Below are 15,296 nucleotides of genomic sequence, written 5' to 3'. Positions count from 1 at the left end.
CATGACGACATGCGGCCTTGCGGCAGCCTGCCTGCAGCCCGACGGCATTATCTCGGTGCGAGCACCATCATCATCTGGCGGCCTTCGAGCTTGGGCTCGGCTTCCACCTTGGCAATGGTCGTGGTGTCTTCCTTGACCTGAAGCAGAAGCTTCATGCCGAGTTCCTGGTGCGCCATTTCACGGCCGCGGAACTTCAGCGTCACCTTGACCTTGTCGCCTTCTTCGAAGAAGCGGTTCATCGCGCGCATCTTCACCTCATAATCGTGAGTGTCGATGTTCGGACGCATCTTGATCTCCTTGATCTCGATGATCTTCTGCTTCTTGCGCGCTTCGGCGGCCTTCTTCTGGGTCGCGTACTTCATCTTGCCGAGATCGAGGATCTTGCACACCGGCGGTTCGGCGTTCGGCGAGATCTCCACGAGATCGAGGCCGGCTTCCTCTGCCATGCGAAGTGCCTGGTCGGTCGGCACGATGCCCTGGTTGCCGCCCTCGGCATCAATCAGCTGGATCCGGGGAACGCGGATCTCCTTGTTGGAACGGGGGCCGTCCTTGACCGGGGCATCAGTTTTGAAAGGTCTGCGAATGGTCGTACTCTCCTCGAGTTGTTGACGACGTCTTGATGGTGGACGAGGCAGGATCCGAAAGCGGCGCTGGCCGCGGGATTGCCTGGATCGTTTGAGGCGACGTCTTTACCACAGGTCGGAAAGAAAATCACCACCTGTCATGCGCCCGCAAAATCTGTTTTAGAAGAAATTCGGCCGCTTTCTGTTGATGCGTCGCCCCGGAAGGAACGGATATGTCGCTTACCCCCCAGCTTGTCCAGCCTCAGACCCTCGATGTCGGAAACGACGGCACCGCCCGGCGCATCGCCTACATCCTGCAGGGCGGCACCGACGCGACGAAGCCTACGCTCGTCTGGCTCGGCGGCTACCGCTCGGACATGAGCGGCACCAAGGCGGTGGAGATCGAGCGCCATGCCCGTGAAACCGGCTGCGCCTGCCTTCGGCTCGATTACTCCGGCCATGGCGCCTCGGGCGGCGCCTTCCGCGACGGCACCATCTCGCGCTGGCTCGAAGAAAGCCTCGCCGTGATCGACCACGCCGTCCACGGACCGATGATCCTCATCGGCTCGTCGATGGGCGCCTGGATTGCGCTTCGGGCCGTTCAGGTGCTGCGCGCGCGGGGGGAGGAGACGCGCATCGCCGGTCTCGTGCTTATTGCCCCGGCGCCGGATTTCACCGTCGATTTGATCGAGCCGAACCTGACGGAGGCAGAGCGGGCCTCGCTCGCAGAGCGCGGCTATTTCGAGGAGCCGACGCCATATGGGCCCGACGCCAATATCTATACTGCCGGCCTGATCGCAGACGGACGGGACAACGTCGTGCTGTCCGGCATGATCGAGACGGGATGCCCCATCCATATCCTCCAGGGCATGGCGGACCCCGATGTGCCCTTCTCCCATGCCCTGAAGCTGATGGAGCACCTGCCGGCCGATGACGTCGTGATGACGCTCATCGGTGACGGCGATCATCGCCTTTCCCGACCGGAGGACATCGAGCGCATCCTCGCTGCCATTGATGGGGTGATGGCGACGGCGTGACCGGTCCGGCGACGGCCCGCCGGACGAATGCATGTCGCCCGAAACTGTGCAGTGGTTTCGGGAAGCGACATGCATCCCGACAAGACCGTAAAGCGCGTTGCGTGAATCCTTTTTCACGCAACGCGCTTTAGGCGCGCAAAGCCTCGCGCGTTCCGGCAGCGGCACGTTCGTTGACCAGCGTGGCAAGCTTGCGGGCATGCGACAGGCAGGCCGGTTGCTGGTCCATGAACCGGCCGGAATCGATCTCCATGATCAGCGTCGTGTCGGGCAGGAAGGTCAGCTCGGAGAAGATCTCGTCCCAGGCAATGTCGCCCCAGCCAATCGGCAGGTGCAGATCGCCGATGCCGAGCGCGGTCGCCTCCGCCGTGTGGTAGAAGGTCTTCTTCGTATAGGGCAGGCCGAAACTGTCATGCACGTGCAGATGGCCGGCGACCGGCGCCATGGCACGGAGCTCCTCGCGGAAATCGAGCCCCTTGAAGGTCGATTCGATATAGGCGTGCGAGAAGTCGATCAGTGCCACGACATTGTCGGAGCCGATTGCCCGCACCGTTTCGGCCACCTGGCGCGGCGTCTGGCGATATTGGCCGCTTTCCGTTGTGAAGATGTTCTCAAGCACGATGCGGACACCATAGCCGCGAGCGACCTCGCCCATTTCGGCCAGCGCATCGCGTTCCATCCGATCAAGATTCGCCCCGGTCTCGTCGGGCCCAAGAAGGGCTGCGCCCGAATGGTGCACGAGGATGCCGGCTCCGAGCCGGTCGCAAAGCTCCAGCATCGCCCGGACGACTTTCTTCTGCAGGTGCAGATGCTCGCGATCCATGAAATTGGAAACGATTTGCCCGTGCAGCGAGAGTTTGTGGAAATCATACGGTCGCACGATCTCGGCAACCCTGCGGGTCCGGTCCTCGATGATCCGGCCGCCGGCGATGATCTCTTCACCGTAGATGCCGATCTCGCAGGCGTTGGCGCCGGTTTCGGCGATCTCGCGCAGCGAGGCGTCGAGAACCGACAGGTCCCCCTTGCCGGTCCGGTTGCAGAAGCCGACGGCGGAAATGATGTCCTTCATGGCGGAGCCTTTCTCTGTGTCCTGAAGAGGTTTGCTCGCGGGCACGCCCGCTGAGGATGTCGATGATCTGTCGTTCAAACAGCTTCCGTGGCTCTCAGCCCGGTCTCCTGCTCGTTCACGCGGTCATTCTCCGGGCCGAGCCCAAGGCGCCCTGCCGAATGCGTCACGTCGAGCCGCTTGCCGGTCTCGCGGTGAAAGACGTGCAGTTGCGCCGGCGGCAGGGCAAGGCCGATCAGGTCGCCGGGCGCCAGACGAATATCAGGCGGGATGGCGGCCGCAAAGATCCGGCTGCCGAAGGCGACGTGCACGATCCGTCCCGAGCCGAGCTCCTCGACGAAGTCGACGCGGGCCGGTTGACCCTGTCCGGCCGGCAGCACGCGGCATTCTTCCGGGCGGATGCCGAGCGTCACCTGGCGACCGCCAAGCGCGGCCGCAATGGCCGGGGGCACCGGGATCGCCAGGTGCTCGTGACGGGCAACGGCGTCAGCGGCATCGATGCTGCAGTCGATGAGATTCATGGGCGGCGCGCCGATGAACGAGGCGACGAAGGTGCTCGCCGGACGATGATAGATGTCGAGCGGCTGGCCGACCTGCTCCACATGGCCCTTGTTCATGACGACGAGCTTGTCGGCCAGTGTCATCGCCTCCACCTGATCATGGGTCACGAAGACGGAGGTGGCCGACAGCCGCTGATGCAGCTTGCGGATCTCGGCGCGCATCGTGACGCGCAGCGTCGCGTCGAGGTTCGACAGCGGTTCGTCGAACAGGAAGACGCCGGGCTCGCGGATGATGGCGCGCGCCATGGCGACGCGCTGACGCTGCCCGCCCGAAAGGGCGGCCGGCTTGCGTGCGAGATAGTCACCAAGACCCACGATTCGCGCCGTTTCCGCAATGCGTGGCCGGCGCTCGGCTTTGGGCACGCCGGCCACTTTGAGGGCATAGCCGATGTTGTCGGCCACCGTCATGTGGGGGTAGAGCGCATAGTTCTGAAACACCATGGCGCAGCCCCGCTCGCGCGGCTCGAGCTTGTTGACGACGCGGCCGTTGATCTCGATTTCGCCGCCTGTGATGTCCTCGAGGCCGGCAATCATGCGCAGCAGCGTGGACTTGCCGCAGCCGGAAGGGCCGAGGATAACGACAAATTCGCCCGAGGCGAAGGCAAGGTCGATGCCGTGAAGCGTCGCGGTCTTGCCGTAGGATTTGCGGACGGCCCGAATGGTGATGTCAGCCATGGGTGAAGCCTTTCTGTGGGTGCCGCTTTGAAGTGGCCGTTTGCCGGATAAAGGATCATTTCTCGCTGGAGACGAGACCGCGGACGAACCAGCGCTGGAGGACGGCGACGACGAGAAGCGGCGGCAGCATGATGATGAGGGCGCCGGCCAAGGTGACGTTCCAGTCCGGCAGGGCATTTTCGTGCGGCACCAGCGAACTCAGCGACATCATGGTCGTCTTGTAGGCGGGATCGGTGATCATCAGCAGCGGCCAGAGATACTGGTTCCAGCCATAGACGAACATGATGGTGGTGAGGGCGAGCATGTTTGTGCGCGAGAGCGGGAGCAGCATGTCGATGAAGAAGCGGGCGGGACCTGATCCGTCCATGCGCGCGGCTTCGGCCAGTTCGTCCGGAAGCGTGAGGAAGAACTGGCGATAGAGAAAAGTCCCGGTAGCCGTCGCCACCAGTGGCAGCGTCAGCCCGGCGTAGGAATTGAGCAGGTTCCACTCGACCGACACGGTGATGCCGGTCGCCCAGGCGATCGCCAGGCGGATCGGCTCGAACAGATCCGCGGCCACCGCATAGGTCGGGACGACGCGGACCTCGAGCGGAAGCATCAGCGTGATGAAGACGATCCAGAAGAAGACGTGCTTGAGCGGCGTGCGGAAAAAAACGATCGAGAAGGCGGTGAGCGCCGACAGCGCAACCTTGCCGATGGTAACGAGGCTCGCCATGACGAAGCTGTTCAGCATGGCTGTGCCGAGGTCCGCCCGCGTCCAGGCGGCCGTCATGTTGGCGATCAACTGGTTCTGCGGCAGGAAGTTGAAGGGCACGGCATTGACCTGCTGCATCGTCTGGCTGGCTGCGGCCACGATCACGGCGAAGGGGCCGATCAAGAGGAGGAAGCCGAGGGCCATGAGACCGTAGGTGAAGGCGTCGGCATAGGGTGTGCGCTGGATCACGGCCGCCTCACTTGTAGTGTACGCGCCGCTCGATGAAGCGGAACTGGATGAAGGTGAAGATCATGATGAGGCCGATGAGAACGATGCTCTGCGCAGAAGCGCCGGAATAGTTGAGGCCGCGAAAGGCTTCCTCGACGATGCGATAGACCATGACGTCGGTACCATGATTGGGACCGCCATCCGTGGTGCGGGCGACAATGCCGTAGGTGTCTGCCCCCACGAAACCCTCGGTCATCATGACGACGGAAAGGAAGAAAAGGGTTGGCGCAAGCAGCGGGATCTGGATGTCGATCGCCCGGCGGATCGGCCCCGAACCATCCATGGCGGCGGCTTCTGTGAGTGACGTCGGCACCGATTGCAGCCCGGCCAGCAGGAAGATGAAGGTGTAGCCGGCCCATTTCCAGGCAAAGACGACAATGACGAGGATCAGCGCATGGCTGCCATATCTCGCCGGATTCCAAAAGTCGGGAAAGACGGAATTGACAGAGGCCATCAACCCGCGCTCCGGCGACAGGATGAAGCGGAAGGCCAAGCCCGCAGCCGGACCCGCAATCGCATAGGGAAGGATATAGAGAAAGCGGACGGCCCCCGAGCCGGGCAACTGCCGATCGACCGCCAGCGCCAGCACAAGGCCGATGAAGATCGTGCTGAGCGTGCCGGCGAGGGCGAAGGTAAGACTGACAAGAACCGAATTCCAATAGAGCGGGTCGGCAAAGACCTCACGGAAATTGGCGAGGCCGACAAACTCGGCAGAGCCGCCGAACGGGGGCTCCAGCGTGAAGGCCCAGCGGACTACCGCAACGGCTGGCCAGTAGAAGAACAGCACGATGAGGGCAAGCTGCGGCAGGGCAAAGGCGGTCGGCAGCCACCAGCTTCGAAAGACGGCGCGTTTGTCCATGAGAGGAGTTCCGGCAGTTGGCATGAGGCTGAGAAGCCTGCCGCAACGGAGCGGCAGGCTCGACGATGGCAGCGGGTTAGTTCAACGTCTGTCCGGAATAGGTCTTTTCGAAGCGGCGCAGGACCGCATTGCTGCGCTCGGCGGCCTGGTCGAGAGCGGTCTGCACGTCGGCATTCTGCATGAAGATCGCTTCCAGCGCGGTGCCGACTTCCTTGCGGATCTGCGTGAAACCGCCGAGGCGGATACCGCGGGTGTTCTCCGAGGTCGGCGTGTAGGTCAGGCTGGCAATCGCCAGTTCACGTCCCTTGTAGGGCGCCTTGTCATAGAAGCCGTTGGCCTTCATCGCGTCGAAACCTGTCTTGGTGACGGGGATATAGCCGGTGACGGTGGACCACCATTGCGCCATCTCCGGCGTGCCGAGATAGGCGAGAAAGGCCGCCGCGCCCTTGTACTGCGCCTGCGGAAGCCCAGCCATGACCCAGAGTGACGCGCCGCCAACCAGAGAATTCTGCCGCTCGGTGCCGTTCCAGACGGGCAGCATGGCAACCTCCCACTTCACGCCCTGCGGGAGCGTCCTGCCGATCGTGCCGTGATCGGCGATCGAGGTCTGGATCATCTGGCAGGTCTGCGAGGTGAAGGCGGGAACCACGTCCATGCCGAGCTGCTTGGTCTTGATCACCACCAGCTTTTCGTCGGCCAGTCTCTTCAGGAATTTGACCTGATCGACGAACCGCGTCTTGTTGAAGACGACTTCGGCGTCGAGACCCTTGTAGCCATTGGCCTGTGTGGCGATCGGCTGATTATGGATGGCCGAAAACTGCTCCATGGTCGCCCAGGTGTCGAAGTTCATGCCCATCGGGCAATCATAGCCGGCAGCCTTCAGCTTGCGTGCGGCCTCTTCGACCTGCTCCCATGTATCCGGCTTGAAGTCGATGCCGGCCTTCTGGAAGGCGTCGACATTGTAATAGAACATGGCTGTGGAGGAGTTGAAGGGGAAGGAGTTCAGCTCGCCCGATGCCGTTGCGTAGTAATTGGCGATGCCGCTGAAATAGTTGTCCCAGTCGATCTTGTAGCCATTGTCGGCCATGAGCGTCTTGGCCGGAACGAAGGCCTTGGACAGCATCAGATCCAGCGTGCCGGCATCGTAGATCTGGGTGATGGCCGGCTGCTTCTTGGCGCGATAGGCGGCAATCGTGTTCTGCAGCGTTGCGTCATAAGCGTTCTGCGACGTGCAGACGACCTCGAAGTCACCCTGCGACTGGTTGAATTTCGAGCAGGCCTCCTGAACACGATCGCTGAGATCGCCCGTCAGGCCGTACCAGAACTCGAACCTGGTCTTTTCCGCGTGAGCCGAGGTGGCCGACAAGGTGGTGGCGGTGAGCGTCGTGGCCGCCAGAAGGCCGGTCAGGACGAAGGGGAAAACGGAGGGTTTCATCGCTTGTGCCTCTTGCAGGGACGTGAAGGCCTATCCGGGTCGCTGCCTCGGATAAATCCACGCCGCTGCTAGCAGCCGGCCATGACACGCAGGCGTCGTTTCCTTTACGGAATGATGACGGTTGGAATGCTGCGCTGCAGCGTGACGGAGGCGTTCTGCTGTCCGGAAAAAGCTTCAGGGCGCGTTAACCTCCCGCGGTGAGACAAGTCCCATCCAATTAAATGTGATATTTCAATGGCTTGCATCGGGTGGTGCGAATTTGTCTCCCATTTTAACCATATGAATCGATCCTCGAATCTTCAGATTGACGCAAGGGGAAGGAGCCTGTTAACTTTCTGTTAACGATTAGAGCGGTGCGCGCAGCCTAGAAGACGCGAAGCCGGCGTTGTTGTCAGAATTCAGCGGGGACACGGACGTCGCATGCTTTGCGGCGAAAGCCTCCCTGCGCCATAGGGGATGTGCATGGCACAGATGACGGGGCTCAAGGGAATGGTCGTCGCGCTGGCGAGCCTTCTCGTTTCGGCAGGCGCGGCCGTACCGGCGCTCTCTGCGACCGCATTGTCCATGCAGACAGGCGCGATCACCTCCCAGCCCATCGGTCATTATGAATTCTGCAAGACGCACGCTGACGAGTGCGACATCCGCACCCGCTCGACGCCCGCACCGCGGGTGACGGCCTATGGCTGGTCCGTGATCCGCGCCGTCAATGCCGACACCAATCACGAGATCACGCCGATGACGGATCTCGAGCTCTACGGCCAGGACGAGGTCTGGGCCTATCCGGAAACCGCCGGCGACTGCGAGGACTATGTTCTCCTCAAGCGCAAGCGTCTCATGGAAAAGGGCTTCTCTCCGGCAGACGTCCTGATCACGGTCGTTCGCAAGCCCGACGGCGAAGGCCACGCTGTCCTGACCGTACGCACCGCGCAGGGTGACTTCATCCTCGACAATCTCGACGACACCGTGAAGCTGTGGACCAAGACGCCCTATCGTTTCCTCAAGCGCCAGGCATCGTTCAACACCGGCCGCTGGGTCACGATCGAAAACGGCGCCGAAATCGTCGTCGGTTCTGTCGGGCGATGACGATCGGATCTGATCGTCGCATGTCACGAGGCGCCTAAGGGCGCCTCGCCGCTTCGACAGACGGTCAGCTGTTTCCGATCAGAATGCCGGCACCCAGAACCAGCCCGCCGCCCAGCACCACCTGGAAGGCTGCGCGCAGGAACGACGTTTCCATAAAACGGTTCTGGATGAAGGCGATGGCCCAGAGTTCGATGAAGACCACGGCGACGGCCAGTGTGGTCGCAGTCCAGAAATCGGGGATCAGATAGGGCAGAGCATGTCCGAGGCCGCCAACGGCGGTCATGATGCCGCAGGCAAGGCCGCGCTTCAGCGGCGAGCCGCGCCCGGAGATCTTGCCGTCGTCATGCGCGGCTTCGGTAAAGCCCATCGAGATGCCTGCGCCGACAGAGGCCGAAAGACCGACAAGGAAGGTCTGCCACGTGTCCTGCGTCGCAAAGGCCGCGGCGAAGATCGGCGCCAATGTGGAGACCGATCCATCCATGAGACCAGCAAGGCCCGGCTGCACGTAGGTCAGCACGAATTGCCGCCGCGCCGTTTCGTCTTCCGAAGCCTTGACGTCGTCGGGGGTGTGGCGCGCGCCGAGCATGCGGGCGATATCCTCGTGGCCTTCTTCGGCCAGAGCGAGGTCGCCCAGCAGCTTGCGCGTGTCCGCGTCACTGGTGCGCTTGGCTGCGGCGTAGTAGAAATTCTGCGTCTGCCGCTCCATCGTCTCGGCTTCCTGCCGCATCTGATCGAGTGTCAGATTGCGCTGCAACCAGTCGGGCTTCTGGCGAATGAAGCCGCTGACATGCTCCCGGCGAAGGAGAGGGATCCGCTCGCCGAAGCGGCGGCGATGCATGTCGATCAGCATGTTGCGATGTGTCTGTTCGATGGTGGCCATGTCCTCGAACACCTTGGCGGAAGCCGGGTAGGCGGTCCGCAGATGATCGGCATAGGCGAGATAGATCCGGGCGTCGTCCTCCTCGGACGAAATCGCAAGCGCCAGGATTTCCTGTTCACTCAGGCTGTCAAAGGCGCGGCGGGAGCGGGAGAAGAAGGTCGTCAGCATGGTCGGTCCTGAATTAGAATAATTCTAAACTAGACGCTTGTACGCGAAGATCAAGCACGAATGCGGTCGGGGTGCTCGATGTTCTCGTGGTCCTGTGCGTCCGTAGGGAGACGGCCAAAGTGCAGGCCTCCTCCGGCAGCCGTCGGAGGCCGGATCGACGTCGCAGGACGATCGCGGAAGGGTCGGACCGATGATCGACCATGACCTTGCCTGGGCGATCTTCCGCCGTAGGGGAACAAAACCACACGCGCTACGTTCATTCTCGGCAATTCGATATTATTGAACCCACGGAGAATGAAAATGGACGTTAACGGCGTAGGCTGGCTCGCAGCAATCATCATCGGCGGTTTTGCCGGCTGGCTCGCAGAACAGTTCATGAAGTCCAATATGGGCGTGTTCATGAACATCATCCTCGGCATCATCGGCGCCGTCGTGCTCAACGCCATCCTGGCCGCAATCGGCGTGTCGCTTGGCGCTGGCTGGATCGCCTATCTGATCACGGGCTTCATCGGTGCCTGCATCCTGATTGCCATTGGTCGCATGGTACGTCGCTAAGAAGCGTCATCGAACCGAAACGCAGAAGACCGCGACCACCGAAGCCGGGAGATGAACATGCTGACATTCGCTGCTGAAGGCAATGGTCAGGGCAGGCTCGAGATCAACGGGCAGACCGCGCCCGTGACCTACGAACTGATTGTCGCCCGGGAAGAGGATGAATCGCGTCAGGTGCGCATCAAGCTCAGTGCGCCACGTGATTGGCTGCTGAACCAGGGCTTCAAGGGCGAAGCTACTCTCGTCCGTGCCAATGGCGACCGCATTCCCGTTCGCCGCGACGGCGAGCTGGATGTTGGGGACGCTATGTCGGTCACGCTCGAAGGCTACGACGACACGCGAAGTGACGCTTCGGATGTGGCGCAAGCCTATCCGGAACTGAAGCACTGATCGACCGGATGGTTGAAACAGAAAGGGCGCCGCTCATTACGGCGCCCTTTCTCATGTTCTGACCTAATCCATCTCATGGATCAGGCCTGATTCACGTCTCAAGCCTGCACGCTGTCAGTCCTTGGCGCGCTCGACATAGGAATTGTCTTCGGTCGCGATGACAACGCGGGTGTTTGCGACGATATGCGGGGGAACGAGCGTGCGCACGCCGTTCGACAGGATTGCCGGCTTATAGGACGACGAAGCCGTCTGGCCCTTGGTGACCGGCTCGGTCTCCACGATCTCCAGCGTCACATGACGCGGCAGCTGGATCGCGATGGCCAGGCCTTCGTGGATCGACAGCGTGACGGTCATGCCGTCCTGCAGGAAGACCTTCTGGTCGCCGATGTCTTCCGCGGTCATCACCACCTGGTCGTAGGTGGCCGGGTTCATGAAATGGAAGCCTTCGCCATCTTCGTAGAGGAAGGTGTGATCGCTGTCCTCGACATAGGCGCGCTCGACCTGTTCGGTCGTGCGGTAGCGCTCGGAAACCTTCACGCCGTCGGAGATCCGGCGCATGTCCACCTGCGTGACCGGCGTACCCTTGCCGGGGTGGAAGTTGGCGGCCGTGAGAACGACATAAAGCTTGCCGTCGACGTCGAGCACATTGCCCTTGCGAACGGAGGAGGCGATCACCTTGACCATAAGTCTTCCTTGTAACTGATAAAGATGCATCGTAGAGCGTGGGCGTCTGCCCATCTGCGATGCGGGTAAACCGGATTTGGGCCGCACCTAGCGCATATCCGGGCAAATAGCCAGTGCAGGCCGCGCGCAGGGCGAAGGAATGCCGGAAGAGGAAGGGCAGTGCGCACCTCGACGATGCCCATCATGAACCGCAGACGGACCCCTCGATGACACCAGTCGCAGCCTCTCCCTGGTGGACGCCTCATGTTCACGCTGACCGCCGGCCGTTTCTGCTTGCCCGCAACCGGATCAAGGCGGCGCTGCGCGACTATCTTGCGCGCGAGGACTTCATCGAAGTGGAGACGGCGGCCCTTCAAGTCTCGCCCGGAAACGAGGCGCATCTTCATGCTTTCGAGACCGCCGCGATCGATCCGGCCGGGACGCGCACGCCGCTCTACCTCCACACCTCGCCCGAGTTTGCCTGCAAGAAATTGCTGGCTGCCGGCGAACGGCGGATCGCGTGCTTCGCGCCTGTGTACCGCAACCGGGAACGGGGCCCGCTGCACCATCCCGAGTTCACCATGCTCGAATGGTACCGGACCGGCGAGACCTATAAGGCGCTGATGACGGACGGCCATGAAATGCTGATGCGCGCGGCAGAGGCGGCAGGAACGCGAATGCTCGGCCATCGCGGCCGTTTCTGCGACCCGGCGCTCGAGCCCGAGCGTCTGACGCTGGCCGAAGCCTTCGACCGCTCTGCCGGCATCGACCTCCTCGCAACCATCGGGCCGCAAGGCGAGCCTGATCGGGATGCCCTGGCTGCCGCCGTTATCGGTGCCGGGATCCGGATTGCAGAGGACGACAGCTGGTCAGATCTCTTCAGCCGGGTTCTCGTCGAGAAGATCGAGCCGCATCTGGGCATCGGTCGCGCCACCATCCTGATGGAATATCCGATCACCGAGGCGGCTCTTGCCCGCCCGTCGGCGGACGATCCGCGCGTTGCGGAGCGGTTCGAGCTTTACGCCTGCGGCGTCGAACTTGCCAATGCCTTTGGCGAACTGACCGATGCCGGCGAACAGAGACGGCGGTTCGAGCAGGAAATGAAGGAAAAGAGCCGCCTCTATGGCGAGCGCTATCCGATCGACGAGGATTTTCTTGCAGCGCTTGCGGTCATGCCCGAGGCAAGTGGCAGCGCGCTGGGGTTCGACCGTCTGGTCATGCTGGCAACTGACGCCGCGCGGATCGACCAGGTGCTCTGGGCGCCGGTCGTGGAGACGGGAGCAGACCGGTGAATGTTCCTTTCAAGAGCTTGCCGCTGAAGACCGTGGCGCAGCTGCGCGGCGCCGGGCTCGTGGGGCCCCATGCCGGCGATCTCGACGCCGTTGCGCGTCGCTATGCCGTGGGCATCACGCCCGAAATGGCCGCGCTGATTGATCCCGCCGATCCGCGCGACCCGATCGCGTTGCAGTTCGTTCCCGACATCGCCGAACTCGACCACCGGCCGGAAGAGCGCGCGGACCCGATCGGCGATGCCGCGCACAGTCCTGTCGAAGGCATCGTCCATCGCTATCCCGATCGCGTGCTGTTGAAGGCTGTGCATGTGTGTCCGGTCTATTGCCGCTTCTGCTTTCGCCGCGAGATGGTCGGCCCCGAGGGGCTGGGAACGCTTGCCGCGGACGCACTGGACGCCGCGATCGCCTATATCGCCGAGCACCGGGAAATCTGGGAGGTCATTCTGACAGGCGGCGATCCGCTGGTGCTGTCACCGCGCAGGCTCGCCGATATCCTGGGACGGCTGGCGGAAATCGATCATGTGAAGATCGTCCGGCTTCACAGCCGCGTTCCAGCGGTCGATCCCGCACGGATCGATGCCGCGCTAATTGCTGCGCTCAAGGGAAGCGGCAAGACGGTGTATGTCGCGCTGCATGCCAACCATCCCCGCGAACTCACGCAGCAGGCGCGTGATGCCTGCGCCCGGCTTGTGGATGCCGGCATCGTCATGGTCAGCCAGACGGTGCTGTTGAAGGGTATCAATGACGATGTCGAAACGCTGTCGGCCCTGATGCGGGCTTTCGTGGAGACACGCATCAAGCCCTATTACCTGCACCATCCGGATCTCGCGCCGGGAACCGCGCACTTCCGCCTGTCGGTGGAGGAGGGGCAGGCGTTGGTCGCAGCCCTTCGCGGCTCGATCTCGGGGTTGTGCCAGCCGGTCTACGTGCTCGACATTCCCGGCGGCCACGGCAAGGCGGTTATCGCATCCCCGAGCATCGTGCGGACTGACGCTGGCCACAGGGTCGAGGACTTTCGCGGCGGCCTTCACGATTACCCGCCTCGCTGACAGAAAAGAGCCGGCACCTCCCGGCGCCGGCTCCTTTTGTTTTCAGGATGTGACAGACAAAGCCGCTTATTGTTCCTTGATCGGTGCGATCGAGATTTCCACGCGCCGGTTCTGGGCGCGACCGGCTTCGCTCGAATTGGACGCGACCGGGCGCTCGGCCCCGTAGCCCATCGCCGACATGCGGCGCTGGTCCACGCCCTGCGACGCGAGATAGTTGGCGACCGACGCGGCGCGGCGTTCCGAAAGGCCCTGGTTGTAGCCGGCGCTGCCGGTGGAGTCCGTGTGGCCATCGACGTCGACCAGCGTCTTGTTGAACTTGCGCAGCACGATCGCGACCGAATTCAACGTGGCATAGAAGCCCGGCATGACCTGATCCTGATCGGTCGCAAACGTGATGTTCGACGGCATGTTGAGGATGATTCGATCGCCCTGGCGGGTGACGGAAACGCCGGTGCCCTGAAGCTGGGCGCGCAGCTCGCTTTCCTGGCTATCCATGTAGTTGCCGATGAGGCCGCCGCCGAGCGCGCCGATCCCGGCGCCGACGAGCGCGGAGTCGCGCCGACCGCGTGCGCTGCCGCCGACGAGAAGTCCGGTTGCAGCCCCCAGCCCCGCGCCGATCAGCGCGCCGCCAGCCGTGTTCGACATCTTCTGTTCGCCCGTATACGGGTCGGTCGTCGTGCAGCCGGAAAGATAGATGGCCGAGACGGCCATGATGGCGATTTTCTTCATCATCGAATCAAGTGTCCCCAAAATTGCTCCCTGTTTCTCATAGCATGGATTGCGGCCTTATGATGGAGACCGGGTCGCCGCCGGAACGACAGGCGTGTCCGACGAGAGCAGGGATTTGTAAAAGAAGGTCGACCCGCAGAAGCTGCCATCGGGAAAACAGGCGTAGTCCGGAATGACGCCGGCTTGCCTCCAGCCGAGCCGCGCATAGATCGCCTCTGCCGGACTGCCCGTCGCGGTGTCCAGCACGAGCAGATGCCGTCCGAGCGCCAGCGCGTGCTCCTCTGCCGCTGCCATCAGGGAGCGCGCGAGACCTCGGCCGCGCCCGCGCCGATGGACAAGAAGCTTCTTCAGGTCCGCCCGATGCGGCTGGTTGGGTGGCAGGGCGACTCCGAGCTGGACTGTGCCGACAATCTCGCCGTCGTGCTCCGCAACGAGCAGCACGACCTGCCCGACCGCCACGGCCTCAGCGACGCCGCTCCAATAGATGGCTGCGTCCGCATCGCCGAACGGCGAGAGGAAGCCGACCGACGCTCCATCGGCAACGCAGTCGACCAGGATCGCGGACAAAGCGGGAATGGCGGCGCGGGCTTCCTCGCCGCTCAGGCGGCGGATCGGCTGTCGGATGCCGGCTGGTTCTGCAGACTGGGAAGTGGCGATGGGTATGGTCATGGGCATGGTCATGGGCGTGCCTTGCTGGGACGCGGCTGGCCGCGATGAAGGATGACGGCATAGCGGGCCGACTGTTCGTGAGGGTTCCAGAAGACGATCATCTCGCTCAACCGCATGAACAGGCAGTCGCCGGTTTGGAGGTCGTAGGTTGCGTCGCCGGCCGTCATCATCATGCGCCCGTCGAGCATCCAGAGATACTGGGTCGTGCCGCTGTCGAACGCCTGGGGCTCGAACACCACTCGGCCGCCGGGCGGAAAGGTGACGTCGACGAGATCGACCGGTGAACCCATGGCGTCCGGCGAGACCGCCCGCCGGACATAACCCGTCTGCGGATCGCGCCAGACGTGCTGCTCCTGCGCCCTGCGCAGAGGGGTCGGCTCGGGGACGTCTTCTGAGAAAAAGCGCGAGAGGGTCGTGCCCAGCGCGTGGCAGAGGTTTGCCAGAAGTTGGGCGGTCGGATTGGCTTCACCGCGCTCGATGCGCGATATCATGGCGCGGCTGACGCCCGACCGCTCGGCAAGGGTGTCGAGCGTGGTCGCGTGAGCGCGACGCAGTGCGCGCAGTCGGCCTGCAATCGCCAGATCCGAGGGTCCCATTGTATTTTCCATCATAAGAGAATTATTGGCTTTCATGATGGAGTCAAGACG

17 protein-coding genes are annotated in these 15,296 nt (G+C 62.8%); 6 read left to right on the top strand and 11 right to left on the bottom strand.

The features are described 5' to 3' along the window. Positions 1-47 precede the first annotated feature (47 nt). On the bottom strand, positions 48-584 hold the full coding sequence (gene infC, locus ASG25_RS07470) for a translation initiation factor IF-3 (RefSeq protein ID WP_082475557.1): 537 nt from the start codon (positions 582-584) through the stop codon (positions 48-50). A 212-nt stretch (positions 585-796) separates the two neighbouring features. On the opposite strand from infC, the gene ASG25_RS07465 reads away from it, so the two are divergent. Next, positions 797-1,600: an alpha/beta hydrolase gene (locus ASG25_RS07465; protein WP_062471347.1), complete on the top strand. Its 804-nt coding sequence runs from the start codon at positions 797-799 to the stop codon at positions 1,598-1,600. Between the two features lie 127 nt (positions 1,601-1,727). Here the strand turns inward: ASG25_RS07465 and ASG25_RS07460 are convergent, their stop codons facing one another. The 5 genes from ASG25_RS07460 to ASG25_RS07440 all read right to left on the bottom strand — a co-directional run bounded on the left by ASG25_RS07460 (position 1,728) and on the right by ASG25_RS07440 (position 7,174). After that, the gene (locus ASG25_RS07460; protein WP_062471342.1) at positions 1,728-2,666 is read right to left on the bottom strand and encodes a TIM barrel protein; all 939 of its coding nucleotides are present in this window, start codon (positions 2,664-2,666) and stop codon (positions 1,728-1,730) included. A 74-nt stretch (positions 2,667-2,740) separates the two neighbouring features. Beyond that, entirely contained in the window at positions 2,741-3,898 is a 1,158-nt protein-coding gene (ugpC, locus tag ASG25_RS07455; protein ID WP_082479962.1) for a sn-glycerol-3-phosphate ABC transporter ATP-binding protein UgpC, read from the bottom strand. Between the two features lie 55 nt (positions 3,899-3,953). Then, positions 3,954-4,841 (bottom strand): ABC transporter permease subunit, encoded by an 888-nt coding sequence (locus ASG25_RS07450; RefSeq protein ID WP_062471336.1) that lies wholly within the window; start codon positions 4,839-4,841, stop codon positions 3,954-3,956. Between the two features lie 7 nt (positions 4,842-4,848). Beyond that, positions 4,849-5,739: a sugar ABC transporter permease gene (locus ASG25_RS07445; RefSeq protein ID WP_062471334.1), complete on the bottom strand. Its 891-nt coding sequence runs from the start codon at positions 5,737-5,739 to the stop codon at positions 4,849-4,851. 76 nt (positions 5,740-5,815) lie between these two features. Further along, positions 5,816-7,174 carry an extracellular solute-binding protein gene (locus ASG25_RS07440; RefSeq protein WP_082479961.1) on the bottom strand — a complete coding sequence of 453 codons (1,359 nt, stop codon included), beginning with the start codon at positions 7,172-7,174 and terminating at the stop codon, positions 5,816-5,818. A gap of 462 nt (positions 7,175-7,636) precedes the next feature. Here ASG25_RS07440 and ASG25_RS07435 point away from each other — a divergent pair, with 462 nt between their 5' ends. Beyond that, a complete protein-coding gene (locus tag ASG25_RS07435; RefSeq protein WP_062471332.1) occupies positions 7,637-8,257 on the top strand; it encodes a transglutaminase-like cysteine peptidase in 621 nt (206 codons plus the stop codon). Between the two features lie 64 nt (positions 8,258-8,321). Here ASG25_RS07435 and mbfA read toward each other — a convergent pair whose 3' ends face one another. Beyond that, the gene (mbfA, locus tag ASG25_RS07430; RefSeq protein ID WP_062471331.1) at positions 8,322-9,305 is read right to left on the bottom strand and encodes an iron exporter MbfA; all 984 of its coding nucleotides are present in this window, start codon (positions 9,303-9,305) and stop codon (positions 8,322-8,324) included. 300 nt (positions 9,306-9,605) lie between these two features. Between mbfA and ASG25_RS07425 the strand changes: the two genes are divergently transcribed. After that, positions 9,606-9,860 carry a GlsB/YeaQ/YmgE family stress response membrane protein gene (locus tag ASG25_RS07425; RefSeq protein WP_062471330.1) on the top strand — a complete coding sequence of 85 codons (255 nt, stop codon included), beginning with the start codon at positions 9,606-9,608 and terminating at the stop codon, positions 9,858-9,860. Positions 9,861-9,917: 57 nt separating this feature from the next. Then, a complete protein-coding gene (locus ASG25_RS07420) occupies positions 9,918-10,247 on the top strand; it encodes a hypothetical protein (RefSeq protein WP_156379617.1) in 330 nt (109 codons plus the stop codon). Between the two features lie 114 nt (positions 10,248-10,361). On the opposite strand, the gene efp is transcribed toward ASG25_RS07420, so the two are convergent. Then, complete coding sequence (gene efp / locus ASG25_RS07415; RefSeq protein WP_062471326.1) at positions 10,362-10,931, bottom strand: elongation factor P; 570 nt, start codon at positions 10,929-10,931, stop codon at positions 10,362-10,364. Positions 10,932-11,137: 206 nt separating this feature from the next. On the opposite strand from efp, the gene epmA reads away from it, so the two are divergent. Next, positions 11,138-12,202 (top strand): EF-P lysine aminoacylase EpmA, encoded by a 1,065-nt coding sequence (epmA, locus tag ASG25_RS07410; protein ID WP_062472383.1) that lies wholly within the window; start codon positions 11,138-11,140, stop codon positions 12,200-12,202. 23 nt (positions 12,203-12,225) lie between these two features. Next, positions 12,226-13,251, top strand: coding sequence for a lysine-2,3-aminomutase-like protein (locus tag ASG25_RS07405; RefSeq protein ID WP_244479344.1), 1,026 nt, complete (start codon positions 12,226-12,228; stop codon positions 13,249-13,251). A 66-nt stretch (positions 13,252-13,317) separates the two neighbouring features. On the opposite strand, the gene ASG25_RS07400 is transcribed toward ASG25_RS07405, so the two are convergent. The 3 genes from ASG25_RS07400 to ASG25_RS07390 are packed head-to-tail and all read right to left on the bottom strand — an operon-like array spanning position 13,318 to position 15,257. After that, entirely contained in the window at positions 13,318-13,983 is a 666-nt protein-coding gene (locus ASG25_RS07400) for an OmpA family protein (protein WP_062471321.1), read from the bottom strand. 54 nt (positions 13,984-14,037) lie between these two features. Beyond that, positions 14,038-14,649 carry a GNAT family N-acetyltransferase gene (locus ASG25_RS07395; protein WP_062472380.1) on the bottom strand — a complete coding sequence of 204 codons (612 nt, stop codon included), beginning with the start codon at positions 14,647-14,649 and terminating at the stop codon, positions 14,038-14,040. Positions 14,650-14,657: 8 nt separating this feature from the next. Further along, positions 14,658-15,257 (bottom strand): XRE family transcriptional regulator, encoded by a 600-nt coding sequence (locus ASG25_RS07390; protein WP_062472375.1) that lies wholly within the window; start codon positions 15,255-15,257, stop codon positions 14,658-14,660. Between the last annotated feature and the right edge of the window lie 39 nt (positions 15,258-15,296).

The organism is Rhizobium sp. Leaf384, from assembly GCF_001424065.1.
Lineage (GTDB): Bacteria > Pseudomonadota > Alphaproteobacteria > Rhizobiales > Rhizobiaceae > Ferranicluibacter.
The sequence above is the reverse complement of the archived record's forward strand: the minus strand, read 5'-3'. Positions and strand labels throughout refer to the sequence as shown.

Bases quoted from the DNA above. Each gene is read 5' to 3' on its own strand.
- ASG25_RS07465 (WP_062471347.1), top strand. From the start codon at position 797: ATGTCGCTTACCCCCCAGCTTGTCCAGCCTCAGACCCTCGATGTCGGA.
- ASG25_RS07460 (WP_062471342.1), bottom strand. From the start codon at position 2,666: ATGAAGGACATCATTTCCGCCGTCGGCTTCTGCAACCGGACCGGCAAG.
- ugpC (WP_082479962.1), bottom strand. From the start codon at position 3,898: ATGGCTGACATCACCATTCGGGCCGTCCGCAAATCCTACGGCAAGACC.
- ASG25_RS07445 (WP_062471334.1), bottom strand. From the start codon at position 5,739: ATGGACAAACGCGCCGTCTTTCGAAGCTGGTGGCTGCCGACCGCCTTT.
- ASG25_RS07440 (WP_082479961.1), bottom strand. From the start codon at position 7,174: ATGAAACCCTCCGTTTTCCCCTTCGTCCTGACCGGCCTTCTGGCGGCC.
- ASG25_RS07435 (WP_062471332.1), top strand. From the start codon at position 7,637: ATGGCACAGATGACGGGGCTCAAGGGAATGGTCGTCGCGCTGGCGAGC.
- mbfA (WP_062471331.1), bottom strand. From the start codon at position 9,305: ATGCTGACGACCTTCTTCTCCCGCTCCCGCCGCGCCTTTGACAGCCTG.
- ASG25_RS07425 (WP_062471330.1), top strand. From the start codon at position 9,606: ATGGACGTTAACGGCGTAGGCTGGCTCGCAGCAATCATCATCGGCGGT.
- ASG25_RS07420 (WP_156379617.1), top strand. From the start codon at position 9,918: ATGCTGACATTCGCTGCTGAAGGCAATGGTCAGGGCAGGCTCGAGATC.
- efp (WP_062471326.1), bottom strand. From the start codon at position 10,931: ATGGTCAAGGTGATCGCCTCCTCCGTTCGCAAGGGCAATGTGCTCGAC.
- epmA (WP_062472383.1), top strand. From the start codon at position 11,138: ATGACACCAGTCGCAGCCTCTCCCTGGTGGACGCCTCATGTTCACGCT.
- ASG25_RS07400 (WP_062471321.1), bottom strand. From the start codon at position 13,983: ATGATGAAGAAAATCGCCATCATGGCCGTCTCGGCCATCTATCTTTCC.
- ASG25_RS07395 (WP_062472380.1), bottom strand. From the start codon at position 14,649: ATGACCATACCCATCGCCACTTCCCAGTCTGCAGAACCAGCCGGCATC.
- ASG25_RS07390 (WP_062472375.1), bottom strand. From the start codon at position 15,257: ATGGAAAATACAATGGGACCCTCGGATCTGGCGATTGCAGGCCGACTG.